Annotated in this window: 23 protein-coding genes and 1 pseudogene; 13 read left to right on the top strand and 11 right to left on the bottom strand. The window is 69.5% G+C overall.

Features of this window, described 5'->3' with window-relative positions:
- Positions 1–910 (top strand): MFS transporter (locus CCN51_RS35125; RefSeq protein WP_245881733.1); only part of this gene is annotated, 910 nt, incomplete at its 5' end.
- 12 nt (positions 911–922) lie between these two features.
- Here the strand turns inward: CCN51_RS35125 and CCN51_RS35120 are convergent.
- Positions 923–1,525 (bottom strand): NADPH-dependent FMN reductase, encoded by a 603-nt coding sequence (locus CCN51_RS35120; RefSeq protein ID WP_014175464.1) that lies wholly within the window; start codon positions 1,523–1,525, stop codon positions 923–925.
- Between the two features lie 185 nt (positions 1,526–1,710).
- On the opposite strand from CCN51_RS35120, the gene CCN51_RS35115 reads away from it, so the two are divergent.
- The 5 genes from CCN51_RS35115 (at position 1,711) to CCN51_RS54545 (ending at position 7,637) form a co-directional block, all read left to right on the top strand.
- Positions 1,711–2,577, top strand: coding sequence for a helix-turn-helix domain-containing protein (locus CCN51_RS35115; RefSeq protein WP_043486525.1), 867 nt, complete (start codon positions 1,711–1,713; stop codon positions 2,575–2,577).
- A gap of 124 nt (positions 2,578–2,701) precedes the next feature.
- The gene (locus tag CCN51_RS35110; protein WP_014175466.1) at positions 2,702–3,574 is read left to right on the top strand and encodes a polysaccharide deacetylase family protein; all 873 of its coding nucleotides are present in this window, start codon (positions 2,702–2,704) and stop codon (positions 3,572–3,574) included.
- Positions 3,575–3,701: 127 nt separating this feature from the next.
- Positions 3,702–4,688 (top strand): helix-turn-helix transcriptional regulator, encoded by a 987-nt coding sequence (locus CCN51_RS35105; protein ID WP_086860517.1) that lies wholly within the window; start codon positions 3,702–3,704, stop codon positions 4,686–4,688.
- A gap of 399 nt (positions 4,689–5,087) precedes the next feature.
- Positions 5,088–6,617, top strand: a complete 1,530-nt coding sequence (locus CCN51_RS35100; protein WP_014175468.1) for an MFS transporter — start codon at positions 5,088–5,090, stop codon at positions 6,615–6,617.
- A gap of 222 nt (positions 6,618–6,839) precedes the next feature.
- Complete coding sequence (locus CCN51_RS54545; protein WP_143675983.1) at positions 6,840–7,637, top strand: hypothetical protein; 798 nt, start codon at positions 6,840–6,842, stop codon at positions 7,635–7,637.
- Between the two features lie 149 nt (positions 7,638–7,786).
- Here CCN51_RS54545 and CCN51_RS35090 read toward each other — a convergent pair whose 3' ends face one another.
- Together CCN51_RS35090 and CCN51_RS35085 are read right to left on the bottom strand one after the other, a co-directional pair.
- On the bottom strand, positions 7,787–7,990 hold the full coding sequence (locus CCN51_RS35090; protein ID WP_106436586.1) for a DUF397 domain-containing protein: 204 nt from the start codon (positions 7,988–7,990) through the stop codon (positions 7,787–7,789).
- Positions 7,991–8,005: 15 nt separating this feature from the next.
- Positions 8,006–8,872: a helix-turn-helix domain-containing protein gene (locus CCN51_RS35085; RefSeq protein WP_014175471.1), complete on the bottom strand. Its 867-nt coding sequence runs from the start codon at positions 8,870–8,872 to the stop codon at positions 8,006–8,008.
- Between the two features lie 212 nt (positions 8,873–9,084).
- On the opposite strand from CCN51_RS35085, the gene CCN51_RS35080 reads away from it, so the two are divergent.
- The 3 genes from CCN51_RS35080 to CCN51_RS35070 all read left to right on the top strand — a co-directional run bounded on the left by CCN51_RS35080 (position 9,085) and on the right by CCN51_RS35070 (position 10,601).
- On the top strand, positions 9,085–9,555 hold the full coding sequence (locus CCN51_RS35080; RefSeq protein ID WP_014175472.1) for an ATP-binding protein: 471 nt from the start codon (positions 9,085–9,087) through the stop codon (positions 9,553–9,555).
- Positions 9,537–9,773, top strand: coding sequence for a hypothetical protein (locus tag CCN51_RS35075; RefSeq protein WP_014175473.1), 237 nt, complete (start codon positions 9,537–9,539; stop codon positions 9,771–9,773). Before CCN51_RS35080 ends, CCN51_RS35075 begins: the two co-directional genes overlap by 19 nt.
- 228 nt (positions 9,774–10,001) lie before the next feature.
- Positions 10,002–10,601, top strand: a complete 600-nt coding sequence (locus CCN51_RS35070; protein WP_014175474.1) for a hypothetical protein — start codon at positions 10,002–10,004, stop codon at positions 10,599–10,601.
- 46 nt (positions 10,602–10,647) lie between these two features.
- On the opposite strand, the gene CCN51_RS35065 is transcribed toward CCN51_RS35070, so the two are convergent.
- A complete protein-coding gene (locus CCN51_RS35065; RefSeq protein WP_014175475.1) occupies positions 10,648–11,379 on the bottom strand; it encodes a phosphotransferase family protein in 732 nt (243 codons plus the stop codon).
- Between the two features lie 257 nt (positions 11,380–11,636).
- Between CCN51_RS35065 and CCN51_RS35060 the strand changes: the two genes are divergently transcribed.
- From CCN51_RS35060 to lplAB, 4 genes are all read left to right on the top strand, one after another.
- Positions 11,637–12,584: an SDR family NAD(P)-dependent oxidoreductase gene (locus CCN51_RS35060; protein ID WP_014175476.1), complete on the top strand. Its 948-nt coding sequence runs from the start codon at positions 11,637–11,639 to the stop codon at positions 12,582–12,584.
- A gap of 101 nt (positions 12,585–12,685) precedes the next feature.
- Entirely contained in the window at positions 12,686–12,895 is a 210-nt protein-coding gene (locus tag CCN51_RS35055) for a type II toxin-antitoxin system VapB family antitoxin (protein ID WP_043486528.1), read from the top strand.
- A 247-nt stretch (positions 12,896–13,142) separates the two neighbouring features.
- The gene (locus tag CCN51_RS35045; RefSeq protein ID WP_014175478.1) at positions 13,143–13,649 is read left to right on the top strand and encodes a hypothetical protein; all 507 of its coding nucleotides are present in this window, start codon (positions 13,143–13,145) and stop codon (positions 13,647–13,649) included.
- 76 nt (positions 13,650–13,725) lie between these two features.
- Complete coding sequence (gene lplAB, locus CCN51_RS35040; protein ID WP_014175479.1) at positions 13,726–14,781, top strand: lipoate-protein ligase LplAB; 1,056 nt, start codon at positions 13,726–13,728, stop codon at positions 14,779–14,781.
- A gap of 67 nt (positions 14,782–14,848) precedes the next feature.
- Here lplAB and CCN51_RS35035 read toward each other — a convergent pair whose 3' ends face one another.
- The 7 genes and pseudogenes from CCN51_RS35035 to CCN51_RS35005 form a co-directional block, all read right to left on the bottom strand.
- Positions 14,849–15,607 (bottom strand): polysaccharide lyase family 20 protein, encoded by a 759-nt coding sequence (locus CCN51_RS35035; RefSeq protein WP_043486530.1) that lies wholly within the window; start codon positions 15,605–15,607, stop codon positions 14,849–14,851.
- Between the two features lie 63 nt (positions 15,608–15,670).
- A complete protein-coding gene (locus tag CCN51_RS35030) occupies positions 15,671–17,233 on the bottom strand; it encodes an NCS1 family nucleobase:cation symporter-1 (protein WP_014175481.1) in 1,563 nt (520 codons plus the stop codon).
- Between the two features lie 95 nt (positions 17,234–17,328).
- On the bottom strand, positions 17,329–18,330 hold the full coding sequence (locus CCN51_RS35025) for a TIGR03842 family LLM class F420-dependent oxidoreductase (protein ID WP_014175482.1): 1,002 nt from the start codon (positions 18,328–18,330) through the stop codon (positions 17,329–17,331).
- A 31-nt stretch (positions 18,331–18,361) separates the two neighbouring features.
- Complete coding sequence (gene hydA / locus CCN51_RS35020) at positions 18,362–19,771, bottom strand: dihydropyrimidinase (protein ID WP_014175483.1); 1,410 nt, start codon at positions 19,769–19,771, stop codon at positions 18,362–18,364.
- Positions 19,771–21,114 carry an aspartate aminotransferase family protein gene (locus CCN51_RS35015; RefSeq protein WP_014175484.1) on the bottom strand — a complete coding sequence of 448 codons (1,344 nt, stop codon included), beginning with the start codon at positions 21,112–21,114 and terminating at the stop codon, positions 19,771–19,773. Before CCN51_RS35015 ends, hydA begins: the two co-directional genes overlap by 1 nt.
- Entirely contained in the window at positions 21,111–21,953 is an 843-nt protein-coding gene (locus tag CCN51_RS35010; RefSeq protein WP_014175485.1) for a nitrilase-related carbon-nitrogen hydrolase, read from the bottom strand. Before CCN51_RS35010 ends, CCN51_RS35015 begins: the two co-directional genes overlap by 4 nt.
- Before the next feature lie 155 nt (positions 21,954–22,108).
- A pseudogene (locus CCN51_RS35005) lies at positions 22,109–23,184 on the bottom strand (hypothetical protein); the annotation flags it as partial.

Below are 23,184 nucleotides of genomic sequence, written 5' to 3'. Positions count from 1 at the left end.
GGTGGCCGCCTACCACCCCGAGTCGGCTCGGCTGGCCCGCACGGCAAGCCGCGGCAGCCATGTGGCGATGGGCTGGTACTCCCTCGGCGGCAACATCGGCTTCGCCCTCGCCCCCGTCGCCGTATCCCCCGTCCTGTCCGCCGGAGGGCTGAACGCATCGCCGTGGCTGATGGTGCCCGCGGTGGCCGGGGTGGTGCTGACAGCCTCCGCGATCCGGTCCCTGGCCCGGCGCGCGGCGGCCGAGCAGGCCGCCGCGCGGGGCACCGGCCGTGACAACTGGCCGGAGTTCCTGCGGCTCTCGGCGGTCATCGTCTGCCGTTCGATCATCTACGTGGGCCTGAGCGCGTTCATCGCGCTGTACGCCCAGCAGCGCGTGCCCGGGGGCTCGGCGGCGGGGTCGGCGGCGCTGTTCACGCTGTTCGCCGGGGGCGCGGTCGGCACCGTACTGGGCGGTCCGCTGGCCGCGCGCTGGGGGCGGGTCCGTACGCTGCGCATCGCCTACGGGGCGGCGGTCCCCGCCGTCGCCGGGCTGGTGTTCATCCCCGGGCCGGCTCTCTACGCCTTCGCCGCCCTCACGGCCGCCGCCCTGTACGTGCCGTTCTCGCTGCACGTCACGCTGGGTCAGGACTATCTGCCGAACCGGGTCGGCACGGCCAGCGGCGTCACACTGGGCCTGGCCGTCAGCGTCGGGGGCGTGGCCAGCCCGGCCATCGGCGCCCTCGCCGACGTCGCCGGTCTGCGCACCGCGCTGGCTCCGCTGATCGCGCTGTGCGCCCTGGCCTGGCTCATCGCGGGCACGCTCACAGATCCGGAGCCGGAACCGGAGCCGGAGCCGGAAGAACCGGAACCGGAGCCCGTACAGGATGCCGAGCCCACCCCCGGGATCGGGGCGTCGCCCGGCGCCCGCTGATCCCCGCCCCGCCTACGCCGCGGTGAACGGGCGGTCGCGCCGGGCGTCGTGGAGGACCGAGCCCCACCACAGCAGCTGGTCCAGCATCGCCTTCGCCGCGGCGTTCGGGCCCTCGGGGTCCTTGAGCGTGCCGTCGGGGCCGAACAGCTCGTAGTAGCGGGGGAAGGAGACGTAGTCGCGGACCGTGTGGGCCTGCAGTTCGTTGAAGACCTGCCGCAGGCCCTCGATGGCCAGCAGGCCGCCGCTGGCCCCGCTGTAGCCGACGAAGCCGACCGGCTTGGTCTGCCACTCGAGGTAGTGCCAGTCGATCGCGGCCTTGAGCGCGGCCGGGTAGGCGCGGTTGTAGTCCGGCGTCAGCACGACGAACGCGTCGGCCGCCGCGAGCCGCGCCGTGAGGTCGGCCATCTCGGCGGGGCGGGGCAGATTCGGCTCCATCGCGGGGGGCACGGGCGGCAGGGCGAGCGGCAGCGGGGTGTCTGCCAAGTCGATGAGGTCCACGGCGAACCGGCCGTGCGCCTCGGCCTGTTCGACGAACCAGTTCGCGACCGTCGGGCCGAACCGGCCCTCCCGGACGCTGCCGAGGATCACTGCGAGCTTGAGGGTCTGGCTGGACATGGCTGGGCGTGCTCCTTGTTGCTGATGAGGTGGTGCTTGATGAGGTGGTTCTTGATGAGGTGGCGAAGTGGCCGGGAGGGCCACGCCGTCCAATCTGCCGGGCCGCGCCAAGGCCAGGAAGGCCGGGCCGAGACTGGTAGTGGCAGGGCCACGATCCCGTCCGACCCGGCTGTTACGTTCGTACGGTGAGCGACAACGAGCTGGGCATGTTCCTGCGCCTCCGCCGGGAGGCGGTCACCCCCGCCGAGGTGGGGCTGCCCACCGGCCCCCGCCGCCGTACGCCCGGCCTGCGCCGGGCCGAGCTGGCCACGCTGGCCGGGGTCAGCGTGGAGTATGTGACCCGGCTGGAGCAGGGCCGCGACCGCCGCCCCTCCGCGCAGGTGATCTCCGCACTGGCCGACGCGCTCCGCCTCACCACCGCCGAACGCGTCCATCTGCACCGGCTGACCAAGGGCGCCGAGCCCGGCTTCAGCTGCAGGGGCGACGCGGGCCCGGCCCGTACGGTGCGGCCGACCGTACGGGCCCTGCTCGACCGCCTGGAGCCCGCCCCGGCCGTCCTGCTCAACCGGCTCGGCGACATCCTCGCCCACACGGCCGGCTACGAGCGGCTGGCAGGCCCCGTCGGCCTGCTGGACGGCAGCGAGCCGAACCTCGCCCGCTTCGTCTTCACCGACCCGCGCGCCCGCACCGCGTACCCCGACTGGGCCCATGTCGCCGACGAACAGGTCGCCGCCCTCAAACAGGGCCCCTTCCGCGCGGACCCCCATGTCGCCCATCTCGCCGACGAGTTGACCGTCATCACCGGAGACGCCTTCGCCGAGCGCGTGGCCACCCTGCCCGGCCTCCCCCGCTCCAGCGGGGTCACCCGGCTGCGCCACCCCGAGGTGGGCGAGCTCCGTCTGGCGTACGAAACCCTCGAACTGCCCGCCGACGACGACCAGCGCCTCATCGTCCACCTCCCGGCCGACGACGCCACCTCCGCCGCCCTCGACCGCCTCACCGGCCGCCACCCGGGGGCGCTGCGGGCCCTGCGGGCGGTGTCGTCCGGCTGAGGCCTGGTTCGGGGCCACGGGCCACGGGGCCACGGGCCAGAGGCGCCCCTGGGGCTGCGTAAGGCACCCCTGAGGCCGCGTAATTCGGGCGCGCGACCGTGCGCCCACCCCCAACACTGGGCCCATGGACACCGCCCCGATACCCGCCTCGGTCCAGTCGAGCGAACTGCTCGGCTTCCCTCCCGAGGCCCGCGTGCTCATCGTCAACGCCGACGACCTCGGGATGTCCCACGCGGTCAACGCGGCGATCGTCGACTCCATCGAGCAGGGCATCGTCAGCTCCTGCAGCCTGATGCCGCCGTGCCCGTGGGCCCGGCACGCCATGGGTCTGCTGCGCGACCGACCGCATATCCCGTTCGGCATCCACCTCACACTGGTCTGCGACTCGGCCCACTACCGATGGGGACCGCTGTCCCCCAAGGACAAGGTCCCCTCCCTGCTCGACGACGCGGGCGATCTGTTGATCCCCACCCCCGCCCAGCGCGCGCGGCTCCTCGCCCAGGCCCGTCCCGACGAGGTCGAGCGGGAGTTCCGCGCCCAGATCGACACCGTGGTCGACACCGGCCTGTCCCCCACCCACCTCGACTTCCACTGCCTGGCCGATGGCGGTCGCGACGACATCCTGGACCTGACCATGGCGCTGGCCGCCGAGTACGGCCTGGCGGTACGCGTCTGGCTCGACCCCGGACGCCGCGAGGCTCGGCAGCGCGGCCTCCCGGTCACCGACAACGACTTCCTGGACAGCTTCTCCCTCCCCCTCGACGACAAGCCGGCCCGCTATGCCCAACTGCTGCGCGCCCTGCCGACCGGCCTCAGTGAATGGGCGGTCCACCCCGGTCTGGGCACGGAGGAGTCCCAGGCGATCGAGCCCGACGGCTGGCGCGTGCGCCGGACCGACTACGACTTCCTGACCTCGCCCGAGGCCCGCCAACTGCTGGACGACGAGGGGGTCGTGGTCATCGACTACCGGACCCTCCAGCGGATGTGGCGGCGCTAGGGACCAGGGACCCTTCCGGTATATGACGCTGGCTGTCATATATCGAGCTTTACGGTGGAGGTGTTCCCATCGAACGATGCCCCCGAGGCCCCCGAGGCCCCCGAGGAGAAGCGCAAGGAGGTGGGCTGTGCGTTCCGAGCGGCTGCTGGCGCTTCTGCTCCTGCTGCAGACGCATGGGCAGACGTCCGCCAGGGAGCTGGCCGAGCGCCTTGAGGTGTCCGTACGGACGGTGATGCGTGACGTCGAGGCCCTGTCGGCGGCGGGCGTCCCGGTCTACACGGAGCGCGGGGCGCGCGGCGGCATCGCGCTGGTGCCCGGTTATCGTACGGACGTCAGCGGCCTCACGGCGGACGAGACACGGGCGCTGTTCGTTCTCCTGTCCGACAGTGCCCACGCCGATCTCGGGCTGGGTCAGGCCATGGGGTCCGCCCTCCGCAAGATCATGGCGGTGCTCCCCGAGGTCCACCGCCCGGACGCCGACCTGGCCAGCCGCCGCGTGTTCATCGAGCCCGACCGGTGGCGCACCGGCGCCGCTCCCGCCCCGGTCCCGGAGCTGGCCCGTTTGCAGGACGCGGTGTTCGGCGACCGGCGGCTGCGCGTCCATTACCGCCACGGCCGCGACGGAAGCGAACGCTCCTACACACTGGACGCGTACGGGCTCGTGAACAAGGCCGGCGTCTGGTACCTGGTGGCCGACCACCAGGCCCGGCCGAAGCTCTTCCGCGCCGATCGGCTCGTGACCGCGCGCGTCCTGCCGGAACAGGCCCGTCTCCGCCCTGGTGTGGAGCTGCAGCACGTATGGCAGGATCTGCGCCGCGAGGTCGAGAACTTGGAGCGGCCCGTGAAGGTCACGGTCCGCGTGGCCGCCGACTCCCTCACCCGGTTCCTGCTGGTCCACCAGACCGACCTCATCAACGCCGAGGACATACCCGACGGCCCGGACACACAGGCGACCGAGCTGACGCTGCGGTTCCATTCACTCGGCCACGCCACCATCCTGCTGGCCTTCGGGCCGAAGGTCGAGGTCATCGATCCTCCCGAACTCCGGAACGCGCTGCGGGAGGCGGCACAGGCAACGGCAGCCCTGTACCCCGAAACCGTGCCGATCGAATGATCCCCGATATATGACGTCCGTTGTCATATACGGCTGAGATAATCGAATACAGAAACCGACTGATCCCCCATCCACGGACTTGCTTTTCTCGTCAATTTGCATGCCATCCGATATCCGAATCGGATGGCCGCTCGGCATGCGGTTTTCCCTGCAACGGTCCCACCGGCCCTCAATCCCCAGCGCCAGTGCCCACAGGGCAACTCCCCTTGTCAAGCGCAACTTTCACCACACTCTTCCCGGTCCGATTCAAGCGCCCGACGGTGCTAAGGTCTTTCTCGTTCGCATCCACGATGCTGCTTTCTGCCGCTGCGCAGACTTCCGTAACGAAGCGATTGCGCCGCAGGGCCAATTAACTCTCCTCTGGAGCCCTCTTTCATGTCTACCGATATGTCTACCGACATGTCCACCGACCGTGCGGCTGCCGCCGTCGCATCGGCCGATACGCCCACCACGCCGCCGGGCGGGGGCCGGCACCTGGGGCTGGCCCTGATCGTGATCGCGGCCGCCCAGCTGATGGTGGTCCTCGACGCCACCATCACCAACATCGCGCTGCCCGCCATCCAGACCGACCTCGACGTCACCGACGCGAACCTCGCCTGGATCGTCAACTCCTACGCGCTGGCCTTCGGCGGACTGCTGCTGCTCGGCGGACGGGCCGGTGACCTGTTCGGGCGGCGGCGCATGTTCCAAACCGGCATCGCCGTCTTCACCCTGGCCTCCCTGCTGGGCGGCCTGGCCCCGGACGAGGGCCTGCTGATCGCCGCCCGCGTCCTACAGGGCGTCGGCGCCGCACTCGCCGCGCCCAGCGCCCTGGCCCTGATCACCACCACGTTCCCCCAGGGCAAGCCGCGCAACACCGCGATGGGCGTGTACGCGGCCATGGGCGGCGTCGGCGCCACGGTCGGCCTGCTGCTCGGCGGCACGCTCACCGATCTCCTGGACTGGCGCTGGGTGTTCTTCGTCAACATCCCCATCGGCCTGGCCGTGCTCACCGGCACAAAGACCCTCGTCGAGGCGGAGCGCCACCCCGGCCGCCTGGACATACCCGGCGCCATCACCGGCACCGGCGGTCTGATCGCCCTGGTCTACGGCATCACCCGGGGCGGCGAGCACGGCTGGACCGACGCGCCGGCCCTGGCGTCCTTCGCGGGCGCTGCCGTACTGCTCACCACCTTCCTGCTGCTCCAGGCCCGCACCACAGACCCGATGCTGCCGCTGCGCCTGCTGAAGGACCGCAGCCGCTCCGGCAGCTACGCCACGATGCTGTTCATCGGCGCGGGCATGTTCGCCACGTTCTACTTCCTGACGCTGTACATGCAGCTCATCCTCGGCTACAGCCCGGTGAAGACCGGCTTCGCCTATCTCCCCTTCAGCTTCGGTATGGCCACGGCGGCCGGCGTCAGCTCCAAGCTGATCACGCACTTCGCACCCCGGCTCATCGCCGGTCCGGGGCTGCTGGTCGGGGCCGTCGGCATGTTCTGGTTCGCCACCCTGGAACCCGACTCCTCCTACGCCGCCCACCTGATGCCCGCGATGTTCGTCACCGCCCTCGGCCTGGGCATGAGCTTCGTACCGATGACACTCGGCGCGGTCAGCGGCGTCGCCCACCACGACACGGGCATCGCGTCGGCACTGCTGAACACCGCCCAGCAGATCGGCGGCGCGCTCGGCCTCGCCGTACTGTCCACGATCGCCACCTCGGCCGCCAACGACAAACTCCCCGATGCGGCCACCACGCTCTACCGAGCGCTCGCCACCAAGGACTTCGCCCTGGCGGCCCGCGCACACGAGGCCCTGACCCAGGGCTACACGATGGCATTCGCCGCCGCGGGCGCCATGTTTCTCGCGGGACTTGTCGTCACCGTGCTGGCCATCAACGCCCAACGGCAGCACACGGAGGTTGACGCCGGCGCTGTGCACATGGGCTGACGTACACATGGGCTGACCAGTCGGTCCGACAACTCGGGCCGACCGCTCCCAAAACCGCGCGCGGTGCGCATGCTCCCCCAAGCCCCTGCCGACCTCAGCGGGACCTGGTGACCCGCGCACCGCGCGCCCCTTCAAGAGCACTGTGAGAAGTCGGCACTGCCGCGCCGGCCCCGCATGACACGTCGTTCCCAAACAACGGCCCCGACGACATGATGGGCAGTTGTGGACGAGTTAGTGATCGCTCTGGTCGCAGCAGGGTTCGGTCTGGCAGGCACCGTGCTGGGGGCCGTTGTCGCGGCGCGAGCGACAACGGCCGGAGCCGACAAGAACGCCGAGACCGTTCGACGGCAGGTAGCGGACCAAGCAACCGCCGAGCATTCCCATTGGCTGAGACAGCAGCGGCTTAACGCCTACGACGGGTTCCTCGAAGCCTGGGATGAATGTCTTCGTCTCACCCAGACCTCCAGTGATTCCCGCAATGGTGATCTGCCAAGCACAGATCCACTGAGAGATGCCGCAGGCCGCATGGCGGAGCGTGCGAGACGCATAGCGCTCCTGGGGCCGCCGGAGGTTACCGAGTCGGCTGAGGACTTGGCCGAGACGATGCAGCAAGACGTAGACGCCACCGCGAAGTTCATCGAGGCAGCGGAGATCGGACACTCGGCCATGGGCGAGCGCCCCGCCGATATCGCTGCTGTTCAAGCGGCCACGAACGACTTCCAGGAACGCACGGGGCAGTTACAGGAACTCCTGGCAACTGCGTATGAACACGGTGAGAGTGTCGACGGTCACCCGCTCCTGTCGGAGGTATTAGAGAGCGCCGACCGACATCGGGCAGCCTCCCAGAAGGCACTCGGAGACCTTCAGGCGAACTCCGATCAGCTGTCGGCTCTCCTCGATCAAGCCTCAGAAATGGTTGATCTACTCAAACGCAACCAGGCAGCACGCGAACTCAGCCGCGAGCAGTTCACGACCGCGGTGCGTAAGGCTCTCGGCACCCCGCCCCTGCACGAGGGGTAGAGAAGGCCCAATAGATGGCGGACAGCACCCGCCTTCCGCGAAATGACCTCGCGCATCACCATCCGACCACATGCACGGACTCCCAGATCAGTGCCACGAAGGCTGAAGCCCCCAGCCCGGACGGGCTGGGGGCACGAGCGACAGGGGGCCTACCCCCTGACCTCGAACTCGCCTGCCCGCACGCCACGTATGAACATGGTCCATTCGGAAGCGGTGAAGGTGAGCACAGGACCGTTCGAAACCTTGGAGTCGCGGAGATCCATACCGCTTACGGCCTGATTCCGCACCTCAACACAGTCGCCGTTCTGCATGCTGTAGCTGCTCTTGAACCATCCGGACCGGTTTCCCTGCATTTCCATGCTTTCTCTCTACTTGTCGGCTTCTTTTGCGATGTCCGCAATGAGGGCCTGGCTCTCCAACTCCCCAAGCGCCGCGGCACGCAGGTAGTTGAAGATATCCGCGTAGAAGCCGATGTCCTTGGGGTTCTCAAGATACGTGTGGCTGATATGGCTCTCCAGCAGCACAACCTCCATGCTGGAGGGTTCCGGGAAGCGGTAGATCTTGAATGAGGTCGGCCCACCTCGGTAAGCCCCCACCGAATAGGGTAGTACCTGCAAGGTTACGTTCGGAAGGCGCGCAAGCTCGATCAGATACAGAAGCTGATCACGCAACACGCCCACGCCACCACACTGCTGGCGCAGCGCCGCCTCCCCCAGGATCATCCACACCGTGATGGGGTTCTCGGAGCGCGTCAGCGCCTTCTGCCGTTCGAGCCGGACTTCCAGCTTCGTCTGCCCATTCTCGTCGAGCGGCCCGGCGGACCCGCCGCCGATCACGGCTTCGGCGTATTCCTTGGTCTGGAACAGGCCATCGACGATTCCGGGCTGAAAGCCCCGACAGTACGAGGTGTCTTCCTCCAGGCCGATGAGGTCAAGGAAATCCTGCGGCAATCGGTCTTCGAGTACCCGCCACCACCGCTGCTTGCGGCTTTCCCGGGCAAGCGACAGCCAACCTGCGCGCGTGACCTCGTCCTTGACTCCGTACAGGTCGAGCAACGCCTTGAGATCAAGCGGCCTGACCGGACTCTGGCCGGACTCGATCCGACTGATCTTCGACGGATAACAGCTCAACTGCTCGGCGGCATGTTCCAGGAGGAGCCCGTGCTCCTCACGCAGCCGTCGCAGATTGGTCCCCAGAACGCGTCGGCGGACGGTTGGCTTCGGGTCAACTGGCATGTGCTCCTCCTCGATTGAACCACACACTACCCGCCGTGCAGCAGTTCGATTATGGAATCGAACTTTGGTGCTCAACTTGCACCGCACTCCATTTCCCCGCCATTCTGGCTGTAGTTCAGTCAAGCCGCAGGCAGACATGTCAGCTGGCTGGGGCTGCTGAGCGCCTGTGCCCAGGGCTAGAGATGCGTCGCAATCGACGCGTTGGAGGAGTCATGGCAGTTGCAGACCAGGTCACCGACGAACAACGGCTCTCCTACACATGGCAGTTAGCCGTAAAGCTGGATGACCTCGCCCACTACCGCCGCCTCGCCTCGGCCGCCATGCGCAAGTGGAAACAGCCTTGCCAGGTGTCGGATACCGTCCTGCTGGCCGTGACTGAGCTGCTCAGCAATGTGCATCGCCACGCGGAGAGCCCACGCTGCTCCCTGGAGATCGCCAAAAAGGGTCCGTCGATCTACGTAAATGTCTCCGACCGCTCCCCCACCCCGCCTGTCGTCAGCCGCCCGGACTGGATCGCAGAGACGGGCCGTGGACTGTGGCTGCTCCGCGAACTCGCCGACGACTTCGGATACGAACCAACCCCCGACGGCAAGAAGGTCTGGATCCGGATCGACACAGTTGCGGAGCAGGAGGAGCCGATGAACAAAGAGCCGGAGACCGAACCGTGCGCGCCTCGACCCTGATCACCATCCGGAGCGTGGACTCGCTGGGTATCCGCATCGGCGACCGTCTCCGGATCGGAGCACGCTATTACCCCGTGATCGATCTGCGTGCCTGCGGATTCACGGACCACCGCTCCGTGATCCTGGACGGCCACCCTCCTGTCCTCCTCAAGCGCCGCGATTTCCGCACCGTACGGCGTTCCGTCGTGGTCGACGCGCCGGGCAGGCGACGATGCTGAGCCGTCAAGCGTCTTGGAACAGAACGCCGTTCAAGGCCGCCTCCAGAGGCTGTGGTGCCGCGGCGGCGAATACTGGTCCCCGTCTCAGTCGATCTGGTTCGGCTCGGACGTGCTGAACTGATACCAGCTCTGGGTGGTCAGGCACTCCTGGCCAGTTCCGGAAGATCACGGCGAGGCGTCTCAAGCAATCTGGTCGACGCAAGCCAGGGCGGCCCATAGCCTCTCACTGTGTCCGCATCCCGAAGCATCGACTCCTGGCAGCAGGTGAAGTCCCGGCAGGGCTTCGCCGCCTACCTCAGCTTCTTGGCCGTCGACTGCGAGCAGGCGTGCAGCGGCCAGGACGCGGAGCCGCCGACGGTCAGCCGCTGGACCAACCGGACCATCGACGGTCTCCTGTGGGGGTGGGTCCGCCTGCTCGGCGGCCGCCTCGACGGCACCGACCTGCTTCACGAGGAAGCACCCGACCGACCCGGCTGGCAAGGACTGGCGTACCAACTGGACACCGTCCGCACGACTTCGCCGGGCCTCAACTTCGTGCTCGCGGACTCCGGAACCGAGCCGGACGAGGTCAACACGCCCCGCGACCTGCAGAGGTACGCGGCGACGCTCGCCACCGACTTCGTCCGGGACCAAGAGGAGTACCAGGCAAAGGTCGACCGTGGTCAATGGGCAGGCGATGGAGGCAGTTGGGCGCACAGCAACCTCTGCGACTGGCTCGGCGCCTGGGCCGCGTGGGTGGGCGCCAACTCACTACCTCACGCGCAACTCGAACCCGTCACATGGAGATCCGTAGCCCTACAACTCTCAGTCGCGCGGATCTACGAGTAGGTAGCTGCGACCAGATCGCCTGAGGCATCGAGCTTCCCCGCTGCTGTCAGTGCAGGGCTGCTGCGAACGCCTCGCGGTTGGCCACGGTGTGGGCGTGCTCCTGCTCGGACCAGCGAATGCGCTCGGTGATCTGGTGGTCGTCGGCCACGCGGGGGCGTGGGTGCGTGAGGTGGCCGCGCCACCACTGGGCGTTGCGGACTTGGCGGTCGAGTATGGCGTCGATGAGCCGGGGGCGGGAGGCCGCGTCGAGTCCGTAAGCGTCCGTGAGGAGGCGTACCTGTGCGGCTTGGGCGCTGGCGGATGGCGCCTCGCGTTTGGAGGAGACGCACCAGGTCCACGCCAGGTAGCCGAGATCTTCGAGGGGGTCGCCTGGTGCGGCGGTGTCGAAGTCGATGAAGGCGACGGGTACGGCGTCGGAGAAGACGGTGTTGTTCGGCCCTGGGTCGTGATGACAGATCACAGGATGCCGCCCTGCGAGGCGGCTGCCACGGGTGGCGTCATGCAAGGCACGGAGCAAGGCCCCGGCGGCGGCGACTTGGGCGTCGGTCCAGTGCTGGAAGCGTGCGGGAACCCAGCCGGGCAGATAGCTGAGGACATCACGCCCGGCTGCGTCGGACCCCAGGTGGCGCGGGGCGCCGGTGAAGCCCTGCTGCTGAAGATGGCCGAGCAGCTCCGCGACGAACGGGGACGCTGCGGTCACCGGCCGCCGAACGGTGCTGCCGACCCTGACCACTCCGGGGGTGATGCGTCCGCCGGCCAGCGGCACCTCATTCTCCATGGCTTCATGCTGCAGGGTCCTACTCCCGTGGAGAATCGAATGCATGGTTCGCACCTACGGGAGGCCCACCGTCGAACACCGCAATCTCACCAGCGGGCACTCCTCCCACCCTCACGGAGCCTCCGGACGGGTCGGACCACTGGTCAAGCTTCTGTGGCACATGGTGCTCAGGGCCGTCGGCGATCTGTCGACGGCGTGTCGGTGACCGCTGTGACGCTGAACGGGTCCGGCATCCCCCGCGAGCACAAGGAGCCCGTATGCCCTCCACAGCCCCGATCAAGCCGTGGGACGTCCATCGGCTGCCGCTCGCCACAGGTACGAACATCCTGGTCACCGGTGGCAACGCGGGGATCGGCTACTTCGTCGCCGAACAGCTCGCCGGCGCGGGAGCCACTGTCGTGCTCGGCAGCCGGGACACGGCGAAGGCCGAAACCGCGGCGGTCTCCATCCGGTCCCGGGTGCCCGGGGCGCAGGTGCGCTGGGTCCGGCTGGACCTCGCCGACCTCTTCTCACTCAAGGCATCGGCGGAAGCCCTTCACCTCGACCGTCTCGACGCGGTCGTCCTCAACGCCGGGGTGATGCTCGACCACCCACCCCGCCGCGAGACCCACGACAGCCACGAGCTGATGTTCGCGACCAACCACCTCGGCCACTTCGCGCTGACCCGGCAGCTCGCACCGCTGCTCGCAGCCGCCCCCGCGGCCCGTATCGTCACCACGGGCAGCTTCGCGGCGAAGTCCGAGCGGCTGGACCTCGACGACCTCCAGAGCACCCGGGACTACCAGCCCAAACGCACCTACGCACGGTCGAAACTGGCCCAGATGCTCTTCGGCCTGGAGCTCGACCGCCGTCTGCGGGCGGCCGGCAGCACGGCGCTGAGCGTGGTCACCCACCCCGGCGGCGCGCTGGACTCCCTCACCCCCTCGCGCCCACCCGTCCACGTACGGACCACCGGCGACCGGCTGCGCGGCCTGCCGGCCGGCCTCTTGGTCCAAGGCAAGGAGGCCGCCGCGTGGCCCGCCGTACGGGCCGTCCTCGACCCGGCCGTGGCGGGCGGGCAGTTGTGGGCTCCCCGCGTGTTCGGGCTGCGCGGCCTGCCACGGCCGGCACCCCTCTGGGACCACCTGACCGACACCGCGGTCGCGGCGCGCCTGTGGGACGCGAGCTGCGAGCTGACCGGTGTCGATCCGAGCGTCGGCCTCTGAGGCCCGAAGATCTCCCCACCCCACCCTTCATCAAGGAATTCGACCACCGTGTTTACATGACATGGTGTGGACATCTATTGCCCAGGGAGAGCGATACCGCGATGTCCCGCACCGTGATCGACCTTGATGACGACACCGCAGAAGAGCTGATGAGGCTCTACAAGGTGAAGACCAAGGCGGCGGCGGTACGCCGCGCCATGGAGGAGACCGTCAAGCTGCATCGGCGCCTGGAGTTCATGGACGCCATCGACAGTGGCGCGATTGATCTCACCTATGACGCTCGAACCACGGCTACAGGGGACGCGGCCTGAACCTTGCGCAACCTGATCGAAAATTCCGCTTCGGCACGACGGACCGAGGCGTCCGTTCGAGCTGCCCTCGACCCGTTCAGTCGCTGGCAACGCGGACCGGCAACCACCGTGCCCTGTCCATGGCAGATCTTTTGATCGCCGCCACGGCCGAGCGCCACTCGGCAACCGTCCTGCACTAACGACGAGGACTATGAGCAGATCGTTGTGATCACCCGTCAGCCCCACGAAAGGCGATTCCACTATCCGCGTGTTCGACTTCGGGATCCAGGGCTACCGGCCGCACTGGATGCGCGGCCCCCGCGCGGTCAGGCAGGCCCACGGAGCCCGGCTGCGGGCCCTCATCGGCCGCTCTCTGACCCGGCTGTGGGTGGTGTGGGATCTGGAGGACGACGAGTGGTTTCCGGACTGCCCCGTGTTGTTCGACTTCGACGGCGAGCAGGTGGAGATCAACCACTGGAAGCTCGACGAGCTGTCCCTCACCTGGAACGCCGTCGATCCGCGCCGCCCCGTCGAGTGGCCAGGCTTCGCCCTCCGATGGCGCGCCAACCCCCTCCCCGAAGCTGCACTCCTCCTGGGCCAGCCCCTCCAGAACGTCGAACTCCTCGAATGGACCGGCCCTGACGCGGCCCGAGGAACCGTCGACGTCAGCTTCGTCTTCCCGGACGGCCGGATCACCGTCCACAACGCCCTCGACGAGAACGGCCTGTCCTTCACCCCGCCGCACCGCCAGTCGCGGCCGCACCCGCTCGGCTGAGTCCCGGTGGCGGAATAATCCTCGGTGACGCCGAGGCTAGGGACACAGAGGCAGCAACAAGAACGAAGGTGCGCGGATGCACGGTGAGTACAAGGTGCCGGGCGGGAAGCTCGTGGTCGTGGACCTTGAGGTCGAGGACGGGCGGCTGAAGGACGTCCGGGTCGCCGGGGACTTCTTCCTGGAGCCCGACGAGGCGCTGCTCGCCATCAACCGCGCCCTGGAGGGCGCGCCCGCCGACACCGACGCGCGCGGGCTCGCGGGCCGGGTCGAGGCGGCGTTGCCGGAGGGCACGGTCATGTTCGGGTTCACGGCGGATGCCGTGGGTGTCGCGGTGCGGCGGGCGTTGGCGCATGCCACCGACTGGACGGACTACGACTGGCAGCTGATCCATGAGGGTCCGCAGCCGCCCGCCCTGCACATGGCGCTGGACGAGGTGCTGACCGAGGAGGTCGCGCTGGGGCGGCGGCCGCCGACGTTGCGGGTGTGGGAGTGGGCCTCGCCGGCCGTGATCATCGGCAGTTTCCAGTCGCTGCGCAACGAGGTGGACCCCGAGGGCGCGGAGCGGCATGGCGTCGAGGTGGTGCGGCGGATCAGCGGTGGTGGGGCGATGTTCGTGGAGCCCGGCAACACCATCACGTACTCGCTGTACGTGCCGGAGTCGCTGGTGTCCGGCCTGTCGTTCGCCGATTCGTACGCGTATCTCGACGACTGGGTGCTGGGCGCGCTCGGCGATATGGGCATCGCGGCGTGGTACCAGCCGCTCAACGACATCGCGACGGACGCCGGGAAGATCGGCGGCGCCGCGCAGAAGCGGGTGGTGACCGGGGCCGGGGCGGTGCTGCATCACGTGACGATGTCGTACGACATCGACGCGGACAAGATGGTCGAGGTGCTGCGCATCGGCCGGGAGAAGCTGTCCGACAAGGGGACCAGGAGCGCCAAGAAGCGCGTGGACCCGTTGCGCCGGCAGACCGGCCTGGCGCGCGCCGCCGTCATCGACCGGATGATCGCCTCCTTCCGCGAGCGGTACGGGCTCACGGACGGCAAGGTGACGGAGGAGGAGGCGGCACGGGCGCAGCGGCTGGCGGAGGCGAAGTTCGGCTCGTGGGAGTGGACTACGCGGGTGCCGTGACGGCGGCGGGCGGCCCGCGTCGGCTCGCGTCGGCTCGCGTCGGCAGGGGTAGGCGGGCAGGGGCGCGTCAGGTCCAGTTGGCCGGTTCCGCCAGCGCGTACGACGCGGCGATCCGGTGCTGGTCGTGGAGGATCGTCAGCGTGGACGCGCCTGCGGGCGTGCCGTCCCGCCAGGCCGTGCAGTAGATGCCGTTGGACCAGCGGATGGTCTGCGAGGTGGACGGCAGCAGGGTGATGCCGGTCGAGCTCACGGTTTTGCGTCCGTTGAGCCACACCTCGTACGCGCCCTGGCCGTCGTCGGCCAGCTTGAGCCGTACGACGAGCCGGATCCAGGTGCCACGCAGGTCGGTGATCTTGCCGACGGTCCCGGAGACCGCGCGGCCGCCGTAGCGGATCTCCTCCCCTTGGACGAACATCAGCAGCCAGGGGCCCTCCGGGTCCTCGGGGGACCACTGCTGGAAGGTGACGTTCTGGTTGTGGAACCGCCAGTCGGGCGCGAGGCGGATGGCCTGGCCGTAGTAGCGGTCCTGGCCGACGCTCTGTGCACCCCGCTGGAGGACTTCGGAGTGGTAGCCCCCGGTTTCGTTGATGTAGGTCTGGGTTGCCTCCAGTGAGTGCGCGCCCTTGTAGGCCGGGGTGTCGATGGTGCTGATCGACCCCTGTTTCTGGGTGTAGCTGTAGTCCCAGCCCTCCACGCTGCCGCGGTTCTGGAAGTAGACGCCCTCCGGCAGTTCGGCGGCCGATGCCCGGCCGGAGGGCGTGAGGGTGGTGAGTGGTCCGGCTAAGCCAAGACCTCCGAGCAATGTGAGTGCTTGTCGTCGCTTCATGCCGGAAAATGATGGGAGTTAGCCCGTCAAGCGTCAAGGGCCTCATCCGAAAAGGTCCGAGGATTATGCCCTGGAAGCCGTCTTCTCCCGTCGTCCCAGCATCAGCAGCGTGTAGAGGACGAGCGAGGTCCCGAGCCCGACCGCCCAGCCGTAGTCGCCCAGCGGCTTCAGAAACGGGATCAGCCCGTCCTCCGGGAACGGACCCGCCGTACCGGGGTCGGTGTGCGCGCCGCCGATCGCCAGTACGCCGCCCGCCGCGAAGGCGGCGAGCGCGCGCCAGTTCCAGCCGCCGGAGTACCAGTAGCGGCCGCCTTCACGGTAGAGGTCGGGCAGATGGAGGAAGGCGCGGCGGATGATCCAGTAGTCGGCGATCAGGATGCCCGCGACGGTGCCCAGGAGCGCGCCGACCGTGTCGAGCCAGGTGAAGATGTACACATCGGGGCTGGCGTACAGCTTCCAGGGGAAGATCGCGACCCCGACGACCGCGGCGATCACCGCGCCCAGCCGGAAGGTGATCTTTCCGGGTGCCATATGGGACAGGTCGAAGGCGGGCGAGACGACATTGGCCGCGATGTTCACGGACACGGTGGCGACCAGGATCGTGATCAGGGCGAACAGCACGCCCGCCCAGTTGTCGATCTTGGCCGCCACTTGTTCGGGCTGCCAGATGGGCGCCCCGTAGACCGCCTGTGTACCGGAGGTCACCAGGACCGAGAGCAGGGTGAAGAGCGTCATGGTGGTGGGCAGGCCCAGCGACTGGCCCCAGAACTGGGAGCGCTGGTTGGCCCCGTAGCGGGTGAAGTCGGGGATGTTGAGCGACAAGGTCGACCAGAAACCGATCATCGGCATCAAGGCGGGGAAGAACACCGACCAGAAGTCGCCGTCCCAGCCGAGTTCGGAGGGCTGGTCCAGGAGCGGGCCGAAGCCACCGGCCTTGTTGGAGATCCAGATCAGCAGGGCGACCGCGCCGACGATGACGAACGGGGCCGCCCAGTTCTCGAAGCGCCGCAGGGTCTCCATACCGCGCACGATGATGGCGATCTGGAGGGCCCAGAACAGCGCGAACGACAGCCAGTGCGTCCAGGGATAGCCACCGAAGGAAGCCGCGCCGGTCCACCAGTCGCCGAGCATGTTCCCCACCAGGAGGAAGATGGCGGCCCCGCCGATCCACGTCTGGATCCCGAACCACGCGCAGGCGACGGCCGCGCGGATCAGCGCGGGGAAGTTGGCGCCCCGGATGCCGAAGGAGGCGCGGGCGAAGACGGGGAACGGGATGCCGTAGCGCGGGCCGGCGTGGCCGGTGAGCAGCATCGGCACCAGCACGATCACATTGGCCACGGCGATGGTCAGCACCGCCTGCTTCCAGTCCATGCCGAGCTGGATGAGGCCGGAGGCGAGCGTCCAGGTGGCCGCGTTGTGGGCCATGCCGACCCAGAGGGCGGCGAAGTTGTATGTGTTCCAGGTCCGCCGGGCGACGGGTACGGGCAGCAGGTCCTCATTGGCATACCGCCCGGTGGGAACGGCCGCGCCCACGGGGAGCTCGACGCGGCCGTCCGGGTGCGTGGTCTGGGCGGATCCGGCGGGCGATGGGGGCGGCGGTGGCGGTGGCGGTGCGCTGGCGGTCATGGAACCCCACTTCGTTCGACAGTGGTCAGGACGGGGCCGTGCGGGAGCGTCCGTAGCGCGGTTCTGCCGTTGGGTTCAGAGGAGAGGAAGACCGGTCAGTCGGCCAGCGCCGGGATGACGTGTTCGCCGTACGCGTCGATGGTCGCCTCCTTCGCGTCGTGCATGGCGTAGATCGCGAACTGGTCGACCCCCAGCGCGCGCAGCGCCCGCAGTTTCTCGATGTGGGCCTCGGCCGGGCCGAGCAGGCAGAAGTGGTCGACGATCTCGTCGGGAACGAAGCCCGTGCTGGGGTGTCCGGTGCGGCCGTGGTGGCTGTAGTCGTAGCCTGCGCGGCCCTTGATGTACGCGGTCAGGGCCTCGGGGACGGCGTCGGAGTGCTCGCCGTAGCGTTTCACCAGGTCGGCGACGTGGTTGCCGACCATGCCGCCGAACCAGCGGCACTGCTCGCGGGCATGGTCGAGGTCGTCCCCGACGTACGCGGGGGCCGCGACGCAGATGGTGAGCGCGGCCGGGTCGCGCCCGGCCTCCACCGCGGCGGTGCGTACCGCCTTGACCATCCACTCCGTCAGATACAGGTCGGCGAGTTGCAGGATGAAGCCGTCGGCCTTGCGACCGGTGAGGGCGAGCGCCTTGGGGCCGTACGCGGCCATCCAGACGGGCAGTCTGCCGTTCTCGACCCAGGGGATGCGCACGGGGGTGCCGTCGACGACCGCCTCCCGCCCCTCGGCGAGATCACGGATGGCGTCGATGGCCTGGCCGAGGCGGGCGAGGGTGTTGGGCTTGCGGCCCGCCACGCGCATCGCGGAGTCGCCGCGGCCGATGCCGCATACGGTGCGGTTGCCGTACATCTCGTTGAGGGTGGCGAAGGTGGAGGCGGTGACCTCCCAGGTGCGGGTGGACGGGTTGGTGACCATGGGGCCGACGATCAGCCGCTCGGTGTGTTCCAGGATGCGGCTGTAGATGACGAACGGCTCCTGCCACAGCACGGCCGAGTCGAACGTCCAGCCGTGTGTGAAGCCCGCGCCCTCCGCGCGCCGCATCAGTTCGACGACCCCCGCCGCCGGCGGATCGGTCTGCAGGACGAGTCCGAAATCCATACTCGCTCCCAGGGTTGGTCCAGCTAGCTCGTCAGTTGAGGTACTGGCAGGTGTCGCGCGCGATGAACTGCCCATGTCCCGCGCGCCCCGTGTACTGCCGCCGGTCGATGACCGTTTCGCCGCGTGACAGCACGGTCTCCACCTGCCCGGTGATCCGCTTCCCCTCGTACGCCGAGTAGTCGACGTTCATATGGTGGGTCTGCGCGGACAGCGTCTGCTCGGCCCGCGGGTCGTAGATGACGAGGTCGGCGTCCGTCCCGGGCGCGATGGTGCCCTTCTTCGGGTAGAGGCCGAACATCCGGGCCGGGGTGGCGCAGGCGATCTCGATCCAGCGGCGGCGCGAGATATGTCCGTCGACGACCGCCTGATGGAGGAGGTCCATCCGGTTCTCCACGCCCGGCAGCCCGTTGGGGATCTTGGAGAAGTCGCCGCGGCCCATCTCCTTCTGGCCCACGAAACAGAAGGGGCAGTGGTCGGTGGAGACGATCTGGAGGTCGTTGGTGCGCAGTCCGTGCCAGAGCGCGGCCTGGTGTTCGCGCGGCCGCAGCGGCGTGGAGCAGACGTACTTGGCGCCCTCGAAATCCGGCTCGGCGAGGTTGTCGGTGGACAGGAAGAGGTACTGGGGGCAGGTCTCACCGAAGACGGGAAGCCCCTTGTCGCGGGCCTGGGCCAGCTCCGCTACGGCCTCCGCGGCCGAGACGTGCACGACGTACAGCGGGGCCCCGGCCACCCGGGCCAGCTGGATCGCGCGGTGGGCGGCCTCCGCCTCCAGCAGCGACTTGCGGACCTCGCCGTGGTAGCGGGGGTCGGTCCTGCCCTCGGCGAGGGCCTGCTCGATCAGGACGTCGATGGCGAGGCCGTTCTCGGCGTGCATCAGCATCAGCCCGCCGTTGGCCGCGCCGCGCTGCATGGCCCGCAGGATCTTTCCGTCGTCGCTGTAGAAGACGCCCGGGTAGGCCATGAAGAGCTTGAAGGATGTGATGCCCTCGTCGACGAGGAGGTCCATCTCCCTGAGCGAGGCCTCGTTGACGTCGGCGAGGATCATGTGGAAGGAGTAGTCGATCGCGCACATGCCCGCCGCCTTCGCATGCCAGGCGTCAAGCCCCTCGCGCAGCGAATGGCCCATCGACTGGACCGCGAAGTCCACGATGGTCGTCGTCCCGCCCCAGGCCGCGGCGCGGGTGCCGGTCTCGAAGGTGTCGGAGGCGAATGTGCCGCCGAAGGGCATCTCTATGTGGGTGTGCGCATCGACCCCGCCCGGGATGACGTACTTGTCGGTGGCGTCGATCGTACGGTCGGCCGTCCAGCCCTGGGCGTACGCGCTGTCGGGCGCGGCGAGGGCGACGATACGGCCGTCCTCGACGAGGACATCGGCCCGGGTCTCCTCGGCCGCGGTGATGACGAGGCCGCCGCGGATCACGGTGCGGGAGCTGCGGGACATCAGAGGGTGCTCCTTCCGGCCTCGTCGGCCGCCTCCGCCGAACCGTCCGCCATGGCCTGCGCCGTGCGGAGCGCCGTCGCCAGGATCTCCGCGCCCTCCTCGGCCTCGGCGGCGGTCAGGCTCAGCGGCGGGGCGATACGCAGCACGCTGCTGTTGTGGCCGCCGCCCTTGCCGAGCAGCAGCCCGCCCTCACGCGCGGCCTCCAGGACGGCCGAGGCCGCGTCGGGCGAGGGCCGGTCGCTGCCCGGCTCGACCAGCTCGATGCCGATCATCAGCCCCCGGCCGCGCACCTCGCGTACGACGTCCAGCCCGGCCGCCGCGGTGCGCAGCCGGTCCATGAGCAGCCCGCCCACGCGGCGCGCGTTGCCCTGCAGATCGTGTTCGAGGAGGTGGGTCAGGTTGGCGAGGCCGGCGGCCATGGTGATCGGGCTGCCGCCGAAGGTGGAGATGGAGTTGGCGCCCAGACAGTTCATCACCTCGGCGCGGGCGACGACACCGCCGATGGACATGCCGTTGCCGATGCCCTTGGCGAAGGTGAGGACGTCGGGCGGGCCGGAGGCGTCGTGTGCCTGCCAGCCCCAGAAGTTGTCGCCGGTCCGCCCCCAGCCGGTCTGCACCTCGTCGCTGATCCACAGGATCCCGTGCCGGTCCAGAACCTCCCGGAAGGCGGCGAACAGCCCGTCCGGCGGTGAGGTGAACCCGCCGACGCCCTGCACGGGCTCCGCGATCAGCGCCGCGACCTGCCCGCACGCCTGGCCCAGCACATCCTCCAGATCGGCGGTGCACGCCTTGATGAACTCGGCGTCCGACAGCCCGGCATACGGGCCGCGGCCGCGCACCCCGCCGTGCACGTACAGCGTCTGCAGCGGCGACAGGCTGGTCGGCGACCACGAGCGGTTGCCGGTGATGCCGACGGTCGAGAAGGACCGGCCGTGGTAGCTGTTGCGCATCGCCAGGATCTGGTTGGAGCGCCGGTACGTGGTGGCCAGGAGCAGGGCCGTGTCATTGGCCTCGGTGCCGGAAGTGGTGAAGAAAACGCGCGGGTCGGGGATGCCTGACAGCTCGGCGACGCGCTCGGCCAGCTCCACCATGGGGCGGTCGAGATAGAGCGTGGAGCTGTGCAGGATCCGCGCCGCCTGTTCGCTGACCGCCTTGGTGACCTCGGGGAGGGCGTGGGCGGTCATGGTGGTGAGGATGCCGCCGAAGAAGTCGAGGTAGCGGTTGCCGTCGGCGTCCCAGACATGGCGGCCCTCGCCGTGCGTGAGCTCGATCGGCCGCTCGTAGTAGAGGGCGATCCAGTCGGGCAGAACGGCCTTGTGGCGGTCGTGGAGCTCGCTGTTCACGGCTTCACCAGCCCCTCGTACGCGTCCGGCCGTCGGTCCCGGTAGAACGCCCACTGCTGGCGCACCTCGTCGATCAGGCCGAAGTCCAGGTCCCGGACGACCAGCTCCTCCGTCTTGTCGTCGGCGGCCTCGCCGACGAGCTGGCCGCGCGGGTCCACGAAGTAGCTGGTGCCGTAGAAGTCGTTGTCGCCGTACTCCTCCACGCCGACGCGGTTGATCGCGGCGATGAAGTACTCATTGGCGACCGCGGCCGCCGGCTGCTCCAGCTGCCACAGATACGCCGAGAGGCCGCGCGAGGTCGCGGAGGGGTTGTAGACCAGCTGGGCGCCGGCCAGGCCGAGCTCGCGCCATCCCTCGGGGAAGTGGCGGTCGTAGCAGATGTACACGCCGACCTTGCCGACCGCGGTGTCGAACACCGGCCAGCCCAGGTTGCCCGGTTTGAAGTAGTACTTCTCCCAGAACCCCTTGACCTGCGGGATGTGGTGCTTGCGGTACTTGCCGAGGAAGCTGCCGTCCGCGTCGATCACCGCCGCGGTGTTGTAGTAGAAGCCGGACTGCTCCACCTCGTACACCGGCACCACCATCACCATGCCGGTCTCCCGGGCCAGCTCCCGCATCCGCCGGACCGTCGGCCCGTCCGGGACCGGCTCCGCCCAGCGGTAGTGCTCCGCCTCCTGCACCTGGCAGAAGTAGGGGGCGTTGAACACCTCCTGAAAACCGATCACCTTGGCGCCTTGGGCGGCGGCCTGCCGGGCGTACTCCTCGTGCTTCGCGATCATCGATTCGGTATCGCCGGTCCAGGTGCACTGGACGAGCGCGGCACGTACGACGTTGGCCATGATCAGCTCCTTCGCCTTCGCAGGCGTCTACGCACGTAGATTCCGGCTGTGGAAAGAACGTAGAAGCGCACAGACCACTCTGGCAATACCGCGGCCGTTACTCAACGAAGACGTTCACGTTTCGTGTTATGTCAGGCAAGGCGGGTCACTTCGGCTCAGGCAAGGCCGGGTACGCCCGGCAGCCCCGCGACGCGCAGGGCGTGCGCGAGATCGTGGTGGCTGCTGGAGGACACGCCGCTCGCGGCGTCCAGCAGCAGCGGCACCAGCTCGGCCGGGGCGTTCGCCGCGGCCTGCGCGGCCTCGTCGGGTCTACGGGCCCGCACCAGCGCCTCCAGCAGAAACGCCGCTTCCGCGCGGCTGCCCGAGGCCAGCAGCGCGAGTACGGTCTGGGCCACGTCGGTGACGGGGCGCGCGACACTCTGCCGCAGCAGCCGCACGCCGTCCTCGCCGCGCCCCGCGGCGACGAGCGCCCCGGCGGCGGCCGCCAGGGCGGCGGGCGGGAGGCAAGCCACCTCCCACAGCAGGGTGGCCACGTCCGCCTCGAGCCCGGCGCGCTCCAGCTCCGCGGCGAGTAAAGGGAGCCAGGGGGCGGGCCAGGCGGCGGCCTCGCACAGCAGGACGTGCGCCTCCCCGCCCCGGCCGTCCGCCCGCAGCCGCGCCAGCCGGTCCACGGCCTCGGCGGCGGCCCGCCGCGCCTCGGCGGTCCGCGCCGCCTCCTGCGCCGCGCGCCGCTCGGCCTCCTCCTGCGCCTTGTCCCGCTTCCGCCGCTTCGTCCCGTCCCCGCCGCCGCCCTCGTACGCCCCGGCGAACCGCGCACCCCGGGGCGTGACCGGATGTCCCGACTCCGCCTCGGCCCCGCCGGTCGCCGCGACGGCCTCCGCAGGGGCGGCCCCGACGCCCCCGACCGGCGCGGCCCCGCCGAACCGCGCGCCCCGGGGTGTGACCGGGTGCCCCGACTCCGCCCCGGCCTCGCCGGTCGCCGCGGTCGCCGCCTGTACGGTCTCGTCCGGCACGGCCCCCGCGAACCGCGCCCCACGCGGCCGCGCCACGGGTGCGGCCTCCTCCGCCCCGGCGAACCGCGCCCCGCGCGGCCGCGCCACGGGTGCGGCCTCCTCCGCCCCGGCGAACCGCGCCCCGCGCGGCCGGGGGCGCGCGCCCGGGGCGCCGCCCGCCGCTGGGGCGGGCCCGGCAGCGGCGCCACCGGGCCCCGTGCCCGCCGCCGCGGCTGGTC

This window comes from Streptomyces milbemycinicus (assembly GCF_002154605.1).
GTDB classification, from domain to species: Bacteria; Actinomycetota; Actinomycetes; order Streptomycetales; family Streptomycetaceae; genus Streptomyces; species Streptomyces milbemycinicus.
The sequence above is the reverse complement of the archived record's forward strand: the minus strand, read 5'-3'. Positions and strand labels throughout refer to the sequence as shown.